The sequence below is a fragment of the Streptomyces sp. ISL-36 genome (assembly GCF_018614205.1).
Lineage (GTDB): Bacteria > Actinomycetota > Actinomycetes > Streptomycetales > Streptomycetaceae > Streptomyces.
In genome coordinates, this window is the sequence record NZ_JAGGOS010000086.1 from 30,427 (window position 1) to 45,813 (window position 15,387).

Below are 15,387 nucleotides of genomic sequence, written 5' to 3' on the forward strand. Positions count from 1 at the left end.
GCTTCTAGAGTTGACCTCTAGTGTTCAGCTCTAGAGGTAAGCTCTAGCCATGAGTGATGTCAAGGGCTCCCGGTCCGACCGGGCCAAGGGGACACGTCGCCGGATCATCGCCGCCGCCACCGAGCTGTTCCTGCTCAACGGCTACGGCGCAACCACGCTCCAACAGGTCGCCGACCAGGCGGGCGTGGCCGTCCAGACCATCTACTTCACCTTCCGGAACAAGCCCGGGCTGCTGAAGGAGTTGGTCGATGTCGCCATCGCGGGCGACGATGCGCCGGTGGCGACGATGGACCGGCCGTGGTTCGCGCAGGTGGTGGATGCGCCGGACGCCGGCAGCGGCCTGGCCGCCCTCGTGGCCGGCAGCCGCACCGTCCTGGAGCGCGCCGCCGCCGTCTCCGAGATGGTCCGCGCCGCAGCCGCCGCCCATCCCGAGCTGCGCGACGTGTGGCCCGAACGCCAGGATCCGCGCCACACCGTGCATACCGCGGCAGCCGAAGCGCTGCTGGACAAGCCCGGCGCCCGCCCCGGCCTGACCGTCGAAGAGGCGGCCGACATCCTCTACGCCCTGCTCAGCCCCGAGTTGTTCCTCATCCTCACCCGCGACCGCGCCTGGACGCCCGCCGCATGGGAACGCTGGGCGGCCGACACCCTCGCCACCCAGCTCCTCGCCCCGGCCGAGCCCGACCGCGAGTGAGACCAGCGCGGGCTCATCGCCGTTCACCGGCCGGCCCCCACCCGTACCTCACCCGGCGCGCGTTGGATCTAAAAATCAGATCGCCTTCACCGGAAACTTCTGTTGGACAGGTTTTCCGGCGCCTCCGAGGATGACTCGTGCGGCAGCCAGTCAATGCGACACAGGGATGGACTGCCGCCTGAGTGGAGGCGGAAATGCCGAGTGAAGAGACCGAAGTAGTCGTCGTCGGTGCGGGCCAGGCCGGCGTGGCGGTGAGCGAGCACCTGGGAGCCCAGGGCGTACCGCACATCGTCCTGGAGCGGCGCCGCATCGCCGAGCGGTGGCGCTTGGAGCGGTGGGATTCCCTGGTCGCCAACGGGCCCGCGTGGCACGACCGGTTCCCCGGGCTGGAGTTCGCCGACGTCGACCCCGATGCCTTCGCCTCGAAGGAGCAGGTCGCGGACTACCTCGTCGCGTACGCCGAGAAGATCGGCGCCCCGATCCGGTGCGGTGTCGAGGTGACCTCGGTGCGCAGGCACACCGGCCGGCCCGGCTTCCGGGTCGACACGTCGCAGGGCTCCATCGACGCGCGCTTCGTCGTGGCCGCGACCGGACCGTTCCAGCGGCCCGTGATCCCGCCCGTCGTCCCGGAGGGCGCCGTCCCCCTGCAGATCCACTCCAGCGGGTACCGCAACCCGGAGCAACTGCCCGAGGGCGCGGTCCTCGTGGTCGGGGCCGGCTCCTCGGGGGTCCAGATCGCCGACGAGCTGCGCCGGTCCGGCCGGCAGGTCTTCCTCTCCGTCGGTCCGCACGACCGTCCTCCCCGCGCGTACCGCGGACGGGACTTCTGCTGGTGGCTCGGTGTGCTCGGGATCTGGGACGCGCAGACGCCTCCCGAGGGCGCCGGACATGTCACCATCGCGGTCAGCGGCGCCCGCGGCGGCCACACCGTGGACTTCCGTGCCCTGGCGGCCGCCGGCGTCGAGCTCGTCGGCCTGACCGCGTCCTACGACGACGGGGTACTGCGCTTCGCGCCGGATCTCGCCACGAACATCGCGCTCGGAGACGCCAAGTACCTGGAGTTCCTCCGGGCGGCCGACGCGTACGTCGAGCGCAATGGGCTCGGCCTCCCGGAGGAGCCGCAGGCCCACATCCTCGGGCCGGACCCGGACTGCGTGACCGGTCCGCGCCTGGAGCTCGACCTGGCCGAGGCCGACGTCACCTCGATCGTCTGGGCGACGGGCTTCGCCACCGACTACAGCTGGCTGGAGGTCGACGCGTTCGACGTGAACGGCCGGCCCGACCAACGACGAGGAGTGTCCTGCGAGCCCGGCGTCTACTTCCTGGGCCTGCCCTGGCTGTCGCGCCGCGGATCGAGCTTCATCTGGGGGGTGTGGCACGACGCCCGGTACGTCGCCGACCACATCACGACCCAGCGGCGCTACCTCGCGTACGGCACCACCGACCGGCCCGGCGCCGCGCCGGCCACCCGGAAGAACTGAGGAGCAGATGATGACGTCCACGAGCGAGGGCCGTCAGGTGAAGGCCCCGATCGTCGTCGGCGGGCACACCCGGATCCGTCCGTTCAACACGCGCGACACCTATCCCGAACAGAACCTCGACAACGACCTCTGCCAGGCCGTCGTCGCCGGCCGCACGGTGTACGTCCGGGGCCAGATCGGCCAGAACCTCGACACCGGCGAGTCCGTGGGCATCGGCGATGCCGAGGCCCAGGCTGAGCAGGCCATGGCCAACATCAAGATGCTGCTCGAAGAAGCGGGCAGCCGGATGGAGCACGTGGTCAAGCTGACCGTCTACCTGATCGACCCGCGCTACCGCGAGGCGGTGTACCGCACGGTGGGCCGCTGGACCGAGGGCGTGCACCCCGTCTCCACCGGCCTGGTGGTCTCCGCCCTCGCCCGCCCGGAGTGGTTGTGCGAGATCGACGTGATCGCTGTGATCCCCGAGGAGGAGCGGGCATGACCTTCTCCCTGGTGGTACGCGACGGTGAGCGGTTCGGCATCGTGGCCAGCTCGTCGAGTCCGGCGGTCGCCGCCCGGGTCGTCCATCTGCGGCCCGGGGTCGGCGCGGCGGCCTCGCAGAACGTCACCGACCCGACGCTCGGGACCAGCCTTCTGGAGCGACTGGCGGAGCACGGCGACGCCGAACGCGCCCTGGCCGATGTCACCGGCGCGGCGCGGAACGCCGAGACCATCGCGTACCGGCAGTTGACCGTGCTGGGCCGCTCCGGCGCCGGCTTCGCCCACAGCGGCTCGCGGACGCTGGGCACGCATGCCTCGGCCACCGCGGACGGTGCGGTGGCCGCCGGCAACATGCTGTCCGGCGAGCACATCCCCGGTGTTCTCCTCGACGCCTACGCCACCGCCGGCGGGGAGCTCGAGGAGCGGCTGCTCACCGCCCTGAAGGCCGCCGTCGCGGCCGGTGGAGAGGAGGGGCCGGTGCGCTCCGCGGGCCTGGCGGTCGTCGCGGACGTGGACTGGCGGGTGACCGACCTGCGCGTGGACTGGGCCGATGATCCTGTGGACCGGCTCGGCGAACTCCTCGACGTCTGGCTGCCGCAGCGGGACGACTACGTCCGGCGCGGACTCGACCCCGCCTCCGCTCCTTCGTACGGCGTCCCGGGGGACCTGTGACGGGCGCACTGAAAGAGGCGGCCCGGCAGGCGGTCGACCGCCGTGCCGAGGAGCTGATCGGCCTCTCCGAGCGGCTGCACGCCGACCCGGAGACCGCCTGGGAGGAACACCGGGCCGCTGCCTCCGTACCGGAACTGCTGGACCGCGCCGGTTTCGACGTCACTTCGTCCTACCTGGGCCTGGAGACGGCGTTCCTCGCGCGGTACGGGAGCGGGCCCGTCCGGATCGCGCTGTGCGCGGAGTACGACGCGCTGCCTGGCCTCGGCCACGCGTGCGGGCACAACCTCATCGCGGCGAGTTCGGTGGGGGCCGCGCTCGGCCTGGCCGCCGTCGCCGACGACGCCGGCCTCACCGTCGAGGTCTACGGCACACCGGCGGAGGAAGGCGGCGGCGGCAAGATCGAGATGCTCGACCGGGGCGCCTTCGCCGGAGTGGATCTCGCGATGATGGTCCACCCTGCGCCGGTCGACGTCGCCGAGGCGCGCCCTTTCGCGGTCAGCCACTCAAGGATCTCCTACACCGGGAAGTCCGCGCACGCCGCGGCCTACCCGGAGAGCGGGGTCAACGCGGCCGACGCCTTCACCGTGGCCCAGGTGGCGATCGGCTTGCTGCGTCAGCAGCTGCCGGCCTCCGCCAGGGTGCACGGTGTGGTGACCCATGCAGGGGACGCGCCGAACGCTATTCCGGAGCGGTCGACCGGCCGCTGGTACGTGCGGGCTGAGACGCTCGCCGAACTGGCCGAGCTGGAGCCACGGATCATGCGGGCGTTCGAGGCGGGCGCCCTCGCGACCGGCTGCGCGCTGGAGATCGAGCCGGAGAGCAAGCCGTACGCGGAGTTCCGCACGGACGGGACGGCGCTCGGGCACTACCGCGCCAACGCCCTCGCCCTGGGACGGGAGTTCGCGCCGCCCGGCCAGGCCGTGCGGATGAACCGGGCCTCCACCGACATGGGCAACGTCTCGCAGGTGGTGCCGGCCATCCACCCCTACATCGGCATCGGATCCCTGCCCGCCACCAACCACCAGCACGAGTTCGCCGCGTACTGCGTGGGCGGGACGGCGCAACGGGCCCTGCTCGACGGGGCGATCGCCCTGGCCTGGACCGGCGTGGACCGAAGCGCGGCGGCGAGGGGAACGGCGAGCGGGGGGCGGCCGTGTGACGGCGCCGCATAAGGTCGGCATCGACACGGATCACCAGGCGCACAGGGACACGTACCGGCATGACGTCACCAGTGGGTTTCACGCTCGTTCAGCTCCGCTATTTCCTCGTCGCCGCCGAACGCGGTTCGATGACCGAGGCGTCGGCGGAGCTGCACATCGCGCAGTCCGCCGTGTCCACGGCCGTCTACAACCTGGAGCGGGACCTGCAGGTGCAGCTGTTCATCCGCCGACGGGGCCGGGGGCTCACCCTCACACCCGCCGGGGAGAGGCTTCGGCAGCAGGCGCGTGATCTGCTCGCCCGCGCCCGCGAGGTCGAAAGGGAGGCCAGGGGAGACGGCCAAACCCTCTCCGGGCCGGTGGCCGTCGGCTGTTTCGTGACCCTGGCCCCCTACTACCTGCCGTCCCTGTTCAGCGAGTGCACCAGACGCTATCCGGGCATCGAGATCGATGTGGTGGAGGCCGAGGCGGACCAGCTCGTCCACGCCCTGACGGCGGGACGCGTCGACTTCGCTCTCACCTACGACCTCGGTCTGTCGGCCGAACCCGCCCTGCACAGCGAGACGATCGCCCGCGCCCCGGCGTACGTCATCGTCTCGGCCGATCACCCGCTGGCCGGGCAGGGCAGCGTGGAGCTGGCCGAACTGTCCACGGAACCGCTCGTCCTGCTGGACCTCCCCCACAGCCGCGACTACTTCCGCTCCCTGGTGGCTGCCACCGGTACCGCGCCCGACGTCCGCTACCGCACACAGAGCTACGAGACCGTGCGCTCCCTGGTCGCCAGGGGCCTCGGCTACTCCGTGCTCAACCAGCGGCCGGCGACCAGCCAGACCTACGGCGGCGGCGAGATCGCCGAGCTCCGGCTCCGGGACGGCGGCCCCCCGCTCGACGTCAGGATCGCCTCGGTGGAGGGCGTGACCCAGACGGCCCGCGCCCTGGCGGTGATGGACCTGCTGAGGGAGGTCGCCGCCGGGTCCGCCGAGGCCTGAGCCGGCAGCCGCCGACCGGGGAGGAACCCGAGCGGTGGCCGTCGGACCGGGCAACGCCCGAGCGGTGGCCGTCGCGCTCTACAGTTCGGCGCAGCCCGTCACCACGCGGGCATGGGCCAGAATCAGCTCGCGGGCTCTGTCGGGGTGAAGAGCCACGTTGCGGCTGACGATGTGCAGACCGTAGCCGTCCTCCAGGGCCACCAGCCCGTGCGCCAGATCCTGCGCGGACGCGGCGAGGGAGAACGCACCGGTCGCGGCGCCGACCTCGAGGGCGGTCGTGTAGAGCGCGATCTCCCGGGCGAAGAGGGAGGTCATCAGCTCGGCGTGGCCAGGACTGCGGCCGGCGCGCCGGTGCAGTTCGTACAGCAGCGCGTGGACCGGATCGTCCGTCATGCTCGGCAGGCCGCTGTGCAGCAGGGCCCGCAGCCGTGCCGCCGGATCTTCGGCGGGCGCCTCGTCGTAGGACCGCTGCCGAGAGGCCAGGTAGCTCTCGACCGCGCCCCGGTGCACCTCCAGGACGAGGTCGTCGAGCTCGGGGTAGTAGTACAGGACCGAGCCCTGGGAGACGCCCGCCGCGTCCGCGATGTCCTTGATGCGCAGGCCCTCCAGTCCGCGCTCCGTGATGGCCTGCCCCGCGGCGGAGACGAGAGCCTGCCTGCGTGCGGTCTGGTTGCGTGGTCTGCCCGCTTTCCTCATGGTGCCCCATTCTCTGATACCCGCATCAATCTCCGCAAGAAGTTCCCGCCCGGAGCATTGACGGCCGGTTCACCTATTGTTTGAATACCGACTCAAAGAAACCGGCGCAGGCGCGCACCGCGAGGTCACCTCGCCCCTCCGCGCCCGCTGCTTCGACCGCAGCGCCCCTGAGACGGCCCGGCCCGCACGAGTTCCCGACGGGCACCGGTTCGCCCACGTCCCACGACGCAATCGAAGGCCACAGCATGCAGACGTACTCCCACTGGCGGCAGCGCGCCTCAGACCTCGTGCCCCGCACGCGCCTCTTCATCGACGGAGCGTGGACCGACCCCGCCGACGAGCAGTGGTTCCCCACCGTGAACCCGGCGACCGGCAGGACCACCGCCCGCGTGGCGGCGGGCTCGGCCGCCGACGTCGACCGGGCCGTGAGCGCGGCCCGTGCATCCTTCGAGGACGGCCGCTGGTCGCGCACCGCACCGGCGGAACGCAAGCGGGTGCTGCTCGCCCTCGCCCGCCTCATCGAGGAGAACGGCGAGGAACTCGCTCTCTGCGACACCCTGGACATGGGCAAGCCCATCGCGGAGTCCCACGGCACCGACGTGCCCGGCGCGGCCGGCGTGTTCGCCTGGTACGCCGAGGCCGTCGACAAGCTCTACGACGAGATCGCTCCGGCCCCGCCCGGCAATCTCGCCCTCGTACGCCGTGCTCCGCTGGGTGTCGTGGGCGCGGTGGTGCCCTGGAACTTCCCCCTCGATCTGGCGAGCTGGAAGCTGGCGCCCGCTCTGGCCGCGGGCAACAGCGTCGTACTGAAGCCGGCCGAGCAGTCACCGCTGTCGGCCCTGCGACTGGCCGAACTCGCCTCGGAGGCCGGCCTTCCCGATGGAGTGCTGAACGTCGTCCCCGGCCCGGGGGCGACCACGGGACGTGCGCTCGGTCTCCACCCGGACGTGGACACCCTGGTCTTCACCGGCTCCACAGCCGTGGCCCGACGGTTCCTCGCCTACGCGGCCGAGTCGAACATGAAGCAGGTCTGGCCGGAGGCCGGCGGCAAGAGCCCCAACCTGGTCTTCGCCGACGCCGACCTGGAGGCCGCCGCGGAACGCGCCGCCTGGGGCTTCGCCTACAACGCCGGGCAGGTGTGCTCGGCCAACACCCGGCTGCTCGTCGAGGCCCGCATCGCCGAGGAGTTCACCGCCAGGGTCGCCGAGCACGCCCGCACCTGGCTGCCGGGCGACCCGCTCGATCCCGCGACCCGGCTCGGACCGCTCGTCGACGAGGCCCAGGTGGACCGCATCCTCGCCGCTCTGGAGGCGTCGGGCGGCACGCTCGTGTGCGGCGGCACGCGCCCGGACCGGGAAGGCGCGTACCTCGAACCCACCGTCGTCACCGGCCTGGGACCGGACGCCCCACTCGTACGGGAGGAACTGTTCGGCCCCGTGCTGACGGTGCTGCCGTTCCGCGACGAGGCCGAGGCGGTCCGCCTGGCCAACGACTCCGCCTACGGCCTGGCCGCGTCCGTGTGGACGCGGGATCTGGGCCGGGCCCACCGTGTCGCGGACGCCCTGCAGGCGGGCACCGTCTCGGTCAACACCGTCGACGCCCTCAGCCCGTTCACCCCCTTCGGCGGGTTCAAGCAGTCCGGCCACGGCCGCGACCTCTCCCTGCACTCCTTCGACAAGTACACCGGCCTGAAGACGACCTGGATCGCCCACTCCTGACCCCGTCGGCGACGACGGAACTCCCGGCCGCGACACCAGGTTTCCCGGCCACGACACCCACCACCGGTACCGGACAAAGGACGCACCGCTCATGACCCTCAACGCCGCAGACCTCACCCAGCTGGACCGCGCGCACATCATCCACCCGTATCTGCCGGGCAGCGTCGAGGAACGGGTCATCATCACCGAGGGCTCGGGCTGCCGGCTCACGGACACCGAGGGCCGCAGCTACCTCGACGCCACCGGCGGGCTCTGGCTCGCCCAGATCGGTCACGGCCGCGAGGAGATGGCAGACGCCGCTCACGGCCAGATGTCGCGACTGGAGTACTTCACCAGCTTCTGGGAGTTCTCCAACGACCGCGCCATCGAACTCGCCGCCCGCCTGACGACCCTCGCCCCCGAGGGGCTGGGCCACGTCTACTTCACGTCCGGCGGCTCGGAGGGCAACGAGGCGGCGATCAAGATGGCCCGCTACTACCACCACCGCCGGGGCGAGTCGTCCCGCACCTGGATCCTGGCCCGCCACAAGGCGTACCACGGCATCGGCTACGGCGGCGGCTCGGCCACCGGATTCCCCGTGTACCACGAGGGGTTCGCCCCGATGATGCCGCACGTCTCCCACCTGACCCCGCCGTGGCCGTACCGCAGCGAGCTGTACGGCGGCGAGGACCCGACCGACTTCCTGATCCGCGAACTGGAGGAGCGCATCGCGGACATCGGCGGACAGAACATCGCCGCCATGATCGGTGAGCCGATCATGGGCGTCGGCGGCATGCTCGTACCGCCGGCCGACTACTGGCCGCGGGTACGGGAGGTCCTGGACCGGCACGGCATCCTGCTCATCCTCGACGAGGTGGTCACCGCCTACGGCCGCGTCGGCCAGTGGTTCGCCGCCCAGCACTTCGGGTTCACCCCGGACATCATCGTCACCGCCAAGGGCATCACCTCCGGCTACATCCCGCTCGGCGCGCTGCTCGTGGGCGACCACGTCGCCGAGGTGCTGCTGCGCGACCACGGCTTCCCGATGGGCTACACCTACAACGGCCACCCGGTCGCCGCCGCCGTGGCCCTGGCCAACCTCGACATCATCGAACGCGAGGGCCTGCTGAGCCGAGCCGTCGAGATCGGCGGATTCCTCCACCGCGAGCTGGAGAGCGAGCTCTCCCAGCTGCCGATCGTCGGGGAGGTCCGGTCGGTGGGCATGATGCTCGCCGTCGAACTCGTCGCCGACAAGGCGACCCGCGAGCCCCTGCCCATGCTCCAGCCGCTGCTGCCGGACGTCATCCGCCGCGAGACCGGCGTGATCGTCCGCGACTGCGCCCACAGCCTGGTCCTGTCCCCGCCGCTCATCATGACCGAGGCCGAGGCCAAGGAAGCTGTCGGCGCCATGCGCTCGGTCCTCGAACGCACCCTGCCCAGCGGCGAGATCCGCGCGTGAACCCCCGGCCGGGGTCCGCGCGTGACCGCGGACCCCGGCCGGCGCCCCCACCACCCCCGCATCGCTTCTCCGTCGGCGCACGCCCCCGCTCACCCTCATCCCCGACGCCGTATCCCCCGCGCGTACCGCTCAGCCAGGAGGACCCTCGTGCCCGCAACACCCTCCACCCCGCCAGGACCATCCGCCGCACCCGCCCCGGTACCCCACCTCAAGCGCAGCCTGCGCCGCTTCGACATCATGGCCATGGGCATCGCGGCCGTGATCTCCTTCGACGTCGTCGGGCAGATCGCCACCGGCGGCGGCCAGGCCCTGACCTGGACCGGCGCCCTCGCCCTGCTCTTCCTCGTCCCCTACGCCCTGATCTTCGCCGAGACCGGCGCGGCCTTCCCCCAGGAAGGCGGCCCCTACGTCTGGGTGAAGCTCGCCTTCGGGCGTCTCGCCGCCGCGCTCACCACCCTCTTCTACTGGGTCACCAACCCCGTCTGGCTCGGCGGTTCGCTGGTCTTCGCGGCGACGGAGGCCTGGGACCGGTTCGTCCTCCATCTGGGCAGCGGCACCGTCGCCGACTACGTCTTCAAGCTCGTCTTCATCTGGGTCTCCATCCTCACGGCGGTCGTGTCGCTGCGCCGGGGCAAGTGGATCACCACGGCCGGCGCCGTCGCCAAGGTGTTCCTCGTCCTGCTGTTCACCGGCACCGCACTGGTCTACGGCCTGCGCCACGGCTTCCAGGGGCTGCACCAGGCGGACTTCTCCCCGACGACCGCCGGCTTCCTCGCCCTGGTCCCCATCCTGCTCTTCGCCTACGTCGGCTTCGAGGCCCCCAACGCCGCCGGCGACGAGATGCACGACCCCAAGAAGGACGTGCCCGTCTCGATCGGCGTCGCCGCGGCCGTCGCCGCCTGCTCCTACCTGCTGCCCGTCCTCGCCATTCTCTCCGTCACCCCGGCCGACAAGGTGACCGGCGTCGGCGGCTTCCTCGACGCCGCGAAGCTCGTCTTCGACGTCTACGGCGGCTGGGGGACGCCCCTGCTGACCACGGCCGCCGTCCTGTTCGTCTTCACCCTGCTCACCCAGGGCAGCGCGTGGATGATCGTCAGCGACCGCATGCAGGCCATGGCCGCGGCCGACGGCGGCTTCTTCCACCGCGGACTCGGCGCCTTCCACGACCGGCTCGGCACCCCCCTGCGGATGAACCTCGTGTCCGGTGTGACGGCCACCCTCTTCATGGTCGCGGCGACCACCCTCGTCCACGGCGACACCGCGGCCGTCTTCGGAGTCGTCCTCACCGTCGCCGTGACCACCCTGCTGCTGTCCTACCTCGTCGTGATCCCCTCCCTGGTCGTGCTGCGACGCAAGCACAGGGACGTCCCGCGCCCCTACACCGTCCCCTTCGGCACCGTCGGCTTCCTCGTCTGCGCCGGCCTGGTGTACGCCTGGATCGCGCTCGGATCATGGACGGCGCTCTTCCCCGGCACGCTCGAACCGCTCCTGGGCGTGACGTACGACTTCACCGGCACATGGGGTGTCAGCCGCCCGACCTTCGAACTCTTCACCCTCGGAACCGTCGTACTGCTCCTCTCCGTCGGCGGACTGGGCCGGGTCCTTGCCGCGGCCCAGGACCGACGAGCCGGAACGTACGAAGCACCGGTCGCCGAGACCGAGCCCCTCCACGCATGACGCCGGACGCCCACGACAACCCGAACCCTTCCTCTCCCGCTTCTCCGGAGCATGCGCCGTGACCGCGAAGACACCCGTACGCATCGAGCACGACCTCCTGGGCGACCGGCCCGTTCCGGCCGAGGCCTACTACGGGTGCACACCCTGCGCGCGGTCGAGAACTTCCCCATCACCGGGACACCGATCGCCGCCTCCACCGACCTCGTCGCCGCCCTGGCCTGCGTCAAGCAGGCCGCGGCCCAGGCCAACCACGACCTGGGCGGCCTGGACCGGAGCAAGGCGGAGGCGATCGTCAAGGCGTGCGAGGAGATCCGGGACGGCCGGTTCCACGACCACTTCGTCGTCGACGTCATCCAGGGCGGTGCCGGCACCTCGACCAACATGAACGCCAACGAGGTGATCGCCAACCGGGCTCTCGAACACCTCGGCTTCTCGCGCGGGCGGTACGACCGACTGCACCCGCTGGAAGACGTCAACATGAGCCAGAGCACCAATGACGCCTATCCCACGGCGGTGCGGATCGCACTGCGGTTCGCCGTCCGCCGGCTCCACGCCGCACTGGGACATCTCGCATCGGCGTTCCACGGCAGGGCGGAGGAGTTCGCCGGGGTGCTCAAGATGGGGCGCACGCAACTGCAGGACGCGGTGCCCATGACCCTGGGCCAGGAATTCCGGGCCTTCGCGTTGACGGTCGAGGAGGACACCGTCCGGCTGACGGAGAGCGCGGCCCAGCTCACCGAGATCAACCTCGGCGGAACGGCCATCGGCACGGGACTCAACGCCCACCCGGACTACCCGGAGGCGGTGTGCCGCCGCCTGCGGGAGATCACCGGGATCGAGGTCACCACGGCGGCCGACCTCGTCCATGCCACACAGGACGTGGGCGCGTTCGTCCACCTCTCGTCCGGGCTCAAGCGCACGGCCGTGAAGCTGTCCAAGATCTGCAACGACCTCCGGCTGCTGTCGTCCGGCCCGCGAGCCGGGCTGGCGGAGATCAACCTGCCGCCGGTCCAGGCCGGCTCCAGCATCATGCCCGGCAAGGTCAACCCCGTCGTGCCCGAGGTCGTCAACCAGGTCGCCTTCAAGGTCATCGGCAACGACGTCACGGTCACCATGGCCGCCGAAGCGGGGCAGCTCCAGCTCAACGCGTTCAGCGGATCGGGCCGTACTCCGAGACGCTCTAGGACGGACGGCGGGGCATCGGTGATCCACTCACCCACCGCCAGCAGGGAGGTCGCTCCGGCCAGAACCGCGCACGCGGTCAGCGCAAGCATGACGACCAGAGGTGCCGTACGTCGCGCGGATCGCGAGGGTTGGGCACCTCAGCCAGACGCTCCAGCAGGCCCGGCATCTCCCCGAGTACGGCCCCGGGATGCTCGCGGAGTTGGTCAAAGGCAAGCGGGATCGGCGATGACGCGTCGGCAGGCACGGTTCATTCGCCCGCGGTGTCCTCGGCCTCCCAGCGCAGCAGGTCGCCCGGCTGGCACTTGAGCACCTCGCAGAGTGCTGCGAGCGTCGCAAAGCGCACCGCCTTGGCGCGGCCGTTCTTGAGTACCGCCAGGTTGGCGGGCGTGATCCCTACGCGGTCCGCGAGCTCGCCCACGGACATCTTCCGCCGGGCCAGCATCACGTCGATGTCGACGGCGATCGGCATCAGATCACCTCGTCCAACTCGGCCTGCATCTGCGCCGCTTCGACGTCGCGCGTGACGGCCTGGGCGAGCAGCATCCGCAGTACGAGCACGATGAGCGCGACTCCCAGGATGGCCAGGCCGATCCCGCCCATGATGACGGTGACGCCCGGGTCGTCCCGCTGGCCCGGCGCATTGAGAACCGTGACCGCGAACCACAGCAGGGCAATCGCCACGATGGCGCCGATCACGGCGTCCACGTACCGGAAGGCGGCGTGGGAGAACACGGTTCCGCGGCGCACCATCGTCACCAGCCGCCATACGCAGACCCCGGCGACCTGGACCGACACCATGCCCAGGATCGTGATCACGCGGAACGAGGTCAGCGGGAGCGACCCGTCCTCCGGGTCGCTCCCGCTGGCCAATGTCCACACCATCCCTGCCTGTACGAACACGGTGCCGGCGAGCACCACCACGAGCACGGCGCGCAGCGCACCCATTGTCAGCTTTCCCATGACTCACCCTTCCATCGAGCTACGATGGGAATCTATCGAATCTCGATAGGTGAAGCAAGGGCTGGGTCGGAGGGCGGGCGGCGATTTCGCACCATGGCGGGACGCCGCCGCCCCCCTCCCTCGACATGGCGTGCACGCGAAGATTCTTGATCTTGTCGAAGTCGGCCTCGCTTGGCCACAAATCGGACGCCATCCGACTACGCCGAAGCCTTGCCCCGCCTGGCCGCCCCGCAGGCTGTTTTCAGGCGACCTCGCAACAGCGAAGCGCTGTTCGGATAGCAGGCTCCGCCTGCCTCATACAGGTGAAATCTTTCCCTCTTAGCGGCGATCGATGCTGGCCACATGGGGTGAGAGGGCCGCGTGGCGCGTTTCCCGTCCCCAGGTGGGAGGCGTTGATGGGGATGTGAGTACTCCAAGCACCGCCCCGATACTGCCCGCTCCCCTCGCCTCCCCTGCTCCTGCTCCTGCTGTCGTGCACGACTCGGGCCCGGACATCGCGCCCGGCGTCAAAGTCACCGCCTCCTGCACCACCCTCGGCAGCACCCTGGTCATCCACCTCACCGGGGAGATCGACCACTACAGCGCCGCCCCGCTGTGGGCACTGCTGGCCTCGGCCGCAAACAACGGCTGCACCGGCCTCGTGCTGGACACCGCCCGGGTCACCTTCTGCGACTCCGGCTTCATCTCGGTCCTCGACCGGTGGCCCAGGCACGGACGTCGCCTCAGACTCGCAAACCGCTCCCGGGCCGTTCAGCGCCTCCTGGACGCGGCTGCCGCCGCGGGTCGGCAGACGGTCCACGCCGGCTCGCCGACGGCAGCGGCCACGTCACGACGTTCATGCTCCTGACCTGCGTCCCCATGTTCACGGCGCTTCTCCTTGTCCAGTGGGAGCACCGTGAGCCGCCCCACAGCCGTCCGGCATGCCTTCCCCGGCCGACACCTCGCAGGACGTTGATCCATTGCCGCCTGGCGCTCCCGCTTCTGGGGGCTGCGGCATAGGCAGAGTGAAGGTGTGGGGGCCGGTGTCAGGCAACCCATACCTTCACGCCTTCACCACTCACCCGCTGCGCCGTACTGACGCTGCTCCAGTACACCGGGTCACACAAGAGACGACCCAGCAAGGCAAGGGCCCTGGCAGGCGACACCCTGGTAGCTGGTCGGCGTCCGTGGGTGTGGTCCGGTCGACGAGCGGCGAGGACAGTTCCTGGCCACAGCCACAGGCAAGCTCGGCCGCGTCGACAGCGGTGATGAGCGAGCACTCTGGGGGCCTCCGGGCCGACCGGTGGGCCCGAGCCGATGCCAGCACCTTGGTGCTACCGAGAGAGGAGGGCGCTCACGGTCTTTCCTCCGGTTGCCCGGAGAGTGACCGCGGTCGCTGTGGCGAGTCGGTTGACCAGGGGCCAGCCGAAGCCTCCGGTGCCGACATCGAGGTCGGGTGTGCGCATGCGCGGGGCATCGGGACTGTGGTCGTGCACGGCCACCTCGATGCTGTCCGGGTGGGCGGTCAGGTCGAGGGTGCAGGTGCCGCCGCCATGGCGCAGGGCGTTGGTGACGAGCTCCGATACCACCAGGACCACGGTGTCGGCGGCCTCGGATGCGAGCGCCGGCGCAAGCCCTTCGAGGAAGGATCGGGCGCTGTCACGTGCTACGGCGACGGAACCGGCAGGGCGGTCGGTCGCAACATCGACGCTCATCGCGTCCATCAGTTCCCCCTGTTTGGATCACCCGTGCCCGTTCCTCCCTGCCCGCCGCACCTGCCCCGACAAGCGACGGTTAACCCAGTACGACCGCCCTGCACCCACCCGCGTCACTGTTCGAGGCCGACTACCTCGTCGCTGGACACACAGAAATCTGTATCGGCCGGAGTAGACATTGGATAGTGGCGTCACTATGGTTTCTCTCGTAGCCAAGAAAGACAGCAGGGCCGGGCAGAGACGAACTGCCGGCAAGCGGTATCAGCAGTACAGGTAGTCGCAGTACGCAGGACGGTGCGGCGGTGGAGTTTCGAAGCCAGGGTTGTTGCAGGACGGCGACGGGACTGACGGCCGGACCGGGTGGCCCGCAGTGATCAGGGGCCACCGGCGGCGGGACCGCGGTCATGGCAGACGCGGTACCCGCGAGTGCAGTGCGTAGTACCCAGCAGTGAAGTCAGTGAGCAGTACCTCGGTGAAGGCGTCGGCTGCGGACGCGCGCACCGGGAAGTTCGGCAGTGGGGTTCTAAGCCAGAGCAGACGCAGGAC

General features: G+C 70.6%; 14 protein-coding genes and 1 pseudogene. 11 read left to right on the forward strand and 4 right to left on the reverse strand.

Translation table 11 applies throughout. From position 1 onward, the window contains the following. Window positions 1-49 precede the first annotated feature (49 nt). The 6 genes from J7E93_RS22255 to J7E93_RS22280 all read left to right on the forward strand — a co-directional run bounded on the left by J7E93_RS22255 (window position 50) and on the right by J7E93_RS22280 (window position 5,473). Complete coding sequence (locus J7E93_RS22255) at window positions 50-694, forward strand: TetR/AcrR family transcriptional regulator (protein WP_215071696.1); 645 nt, start codon at window positions 50-52, stop codon at window positions 692-694. A gap of 194 nt (window positions 695-888) precedes the next feature. Beyond that, on the forward strand, window positions 889-2,175 hold the full coding sequence (locus J7E93_RS22260) for an NAD(P)/FAD-dependent oxidoreductase (protein WP_215071697.1): 1,287 nt from the start codon (window positions 889-891) through the stop codon (window positions 2,173-2,175). A gap of 10 nt (window positions 2,176-2,185) precedes the next feature. After that, window positions 2,186-2,656, forward strand: coding sequence for a RidA family protein (locus J7E93_RS22265; RefSeq protein WP_215071698.1), 471 nt, complete (start codon window positions 2,186-2,188; stop codon window positions 2,654-2,656). Next, entirely contained in the window at window positions 2,653-3,327 is a 675-nt protein-coding gene (locus J7E93_RS22270; RefSeq protein ID WP_215071699.1) for a DUF1028 domain-containing protein, read from the forward strand. The genes J7E93_RS22265 and J7E93_RS22270 overlap by 4 nt, the downstream gene beginning before the upstream one ends. Continuing rightward, window positions 3,324-4,499: a M20 family metallopeptidase gene (locus J7E93_RS22275; protein ID WP_215071700.1), complete on the forward strand. Its 1,176-nt coding sequence runs from the start codon at window positions 3,324-3,326 to the stop codon at window positions 4,497-4,499. Before J7E93_RS22270 ends, J7E93_RS22275 begins: the two co-directional genes overlap by 4 nt. A 47-nt stretch (window positions 4,500-4,546) precedes the next feature. Beyond that, on the forward strand, window positions 4,547-5,473 hold the full coding sequence (locus J7E93_RS22280) for a LysR family transcriptional regulator (RefSeq protein WP_215071701.1): 927 nt from the start codon (window positions 4,547-4,549) through the stop codon (window positions 5,471-5,473). A gap of 78 nt (window positions 5,474-5,551) precedes the next feature. Here J7E93_RS22280 and J7E93_RS22285 read toward each other — a convergent pair whose 3' ends face one another. Beyond that, on the reverse strand, window positions 5,552-6,169 hold the full coding sequence (locus J7E93_RS22285; RefSeq protein ID WP_215071702.1) for a TetR/AcrR family transcriptional regulator: 618 nt from the start codon (window positions 6,167-6,169) through the stop codon (window positions 5,552-5,554). A gap of 245 nt (window positions 6,170-6,414) precedes the next feature. Between J7E93_RS22285 and J7E93_RS22290 the strand changes: the two genes are divergently transcribed. The 4 genes and pseudogenes from J7E93_RS22290 (at window position 6,415) to J7E93_RS22305 (ending at window position 12,493) form a co-directional block, all read left to right on the forward strand. After that, window positions 6,415-7,887: an aldehyde dehydrogenase gene (locus J7E93_RS22290; RefSeq protein ID WP_215071703.1), complete on the forward strand. Its 1,473-nt coding sequence runs from the start codon at window positions 6,415-6,417 to the stop codon at window positions 7,885-7,887. Window positions 7,888-7,978: 91 nt separating this feature from the next. Further along, complete coding sequence (locus tag J7E93_RS22295; protein ID WP_215071704.1) at window positions 7,979-9,325, forward strand: aspartate aminotransferase family protein; 1,347 nt, start codon at window positions 7,979-7,981, stop codon at window positions 9,323-9,325. Window positions 9,326-9,472: 147 nt separating this feature from the next. Beyond that, window positions 9,473-11,002, forward strand: a complete 1,530-nt coding sequence (locus tag J7E93_RS22300) for an APC family permease (RefSeq protein ID WP_308368746.1) — start codon at window positions 9,473-9,475, stop codon at window positions 11,000-11,002. A gap of 58 nt (window positions 11,003-11,060) precedes the next feature. Beyond that, window positions 11,061-12,493: pseudogene (locus J7E93_RS22305) on the forward strand (aspartate ammonia-lyase). On the opposite strand, the gene J7E93_RS22310 reads toward J7E93_RS22305, so the two are convergent. Next, entirely contained in the window at window positions 12,435-12,656 is a 222-nt protein-coding gene (locus J7E93_RS22310; protein WP_054237256.1) for a helix-turn-helix transcriptional regulator, read from the reverse strand. The pseudogene J7E93_RS22305 and the gene J7E93_RS22310 sit on opposite strands and share 59 nt — an antisense overlap. Further along, window positions 12,656-13,147 (reverse strand): DUF2975 domain-containing protein, encoded by a 492-nt coding sequence (locus J7E93_RS22315; RefSeq protein WP_215071705.1) that lies wholly within the window; start codon window positions 13,145-13,147, stop codon window positions 12,656-12,658. The genes J7E93_RS22310 and J7E93_RS22315 overlap by 1 nt, the downstream gene beginning before the upstream one ends. 472 nt (window positions 13,148-13,619) lie before the next feature. Between J7E93_RS22315 and J7E93_RS22320 the strand changes: the two genes are divergently transcribed. Continuing rightward, complete coding sequence (locus J7E93_RS22320; protein ID WP_215071706.1) at window positions 13,620-13,994, forward strand: STAS domain-containing protein; 375 nt, start codon at window positions 13,620-13,622, stop codon at window positions 13,992-13,994. 466 nt (window positions 13,995-14,460) lie between these two features. On the opposite strand, the gene J7E93_RS22325 is transcribed toward J7E93_RS22320, so the two are convergent. Further along, a complete protein-coding gene (locus J7E93_RS22325) occupies window positions 14,461-14,850 on the reverse strand; it encodes an ATP-binding protein (RefSeq protein ID WP_215071707.1) in 390 nt (129 codons plus the stop codon). Between the last annotated feature and the right edge of the window lie 537 nt (window positions 14,851-15,387).

Excerpts from the sequence above, each read along its gene's own strand:
- J7E93_RS22295 (WP_215071704.1), top strand. The coding sequence starts at position 7,979 with ATGACCCTCAACGCCGCAGACCTCACCCAGCTGGACCGCGCGCACATC.
- J7E93_RS22325 (WP_215071707.1), bottom strand. The coding sequence starts at position 14,850 with ATGGACGCGATGAGCGTCGATGTTGCGACCGACCGCCCTGCCGGTTCC.
- J7E93_RS22285 (WP_215071702.1), bottom strand. The coding sequence starts at position 6,169 with ATGAGGAAAGCGGGCAGACCACGCAACCAGACCGCACGCAGGCAGGCT.
- J7E93_RS22270 (WP_215071699.1), top strand. The coding sequence starts at position 2,653 with ATGACCTTCTCCCTGGTGGTACGCGACGGTGAGCGGTTCGGCATCGTG.
- J7E93_RS22290 (WP_215071703.1), top strand. The coding sequence starts at position 6,415 with ATGCAGACGTACTCCCACTGGCGGCAGCGCGCCTCAGACCTCGTGCCC.
- J7E93_RS22315 (WP_215071705.1), bottom strand. The coding sequence starts at position 13,147 with ATGGGAAAGCTGACAATGGGTGCGCTGCGCGCCGTGCTCGTGGTGGTG.
- J7E93_RS22260 (WP_215071697.1), top strand. The coding sequence starts at position 889 with ATGCCGAGTGAAGAGACCGAAGTAGTCGTCGTCGGTGCGGGCCAGGCC.
- J7E93_RS22265 (WP_215071698.1), top strand. The coding sequence starts at position 2,186 with ATGACGTCCACGAGCGAGGGCCGTCAGGTGAAGGCCCCGATCGTCGTC.
- J7E93_RS22255 (WP_215071696.1), top strand. The coding sequence starts at position 50 with ATGAGTGATGTCAAGGGCTCCCGGTCCGACCGGGCCAAGGGGACACGT.
- J7E93_RS22310 (WP_054237256.1), bottom strand. The coding sequence starts at position 12,656 with ATGCCGATCGCCGTCGACATCGACGTGATGCTGGCCCGGCGGAAGATG.
- J7E93_RS22280 (WP_215071701.1), top strand. The coding sequence starts at position 4,547 with ATGACGTCACCAGTGGGTTTCACGCTCGTTCAGCTCCGCTATTTCCTC.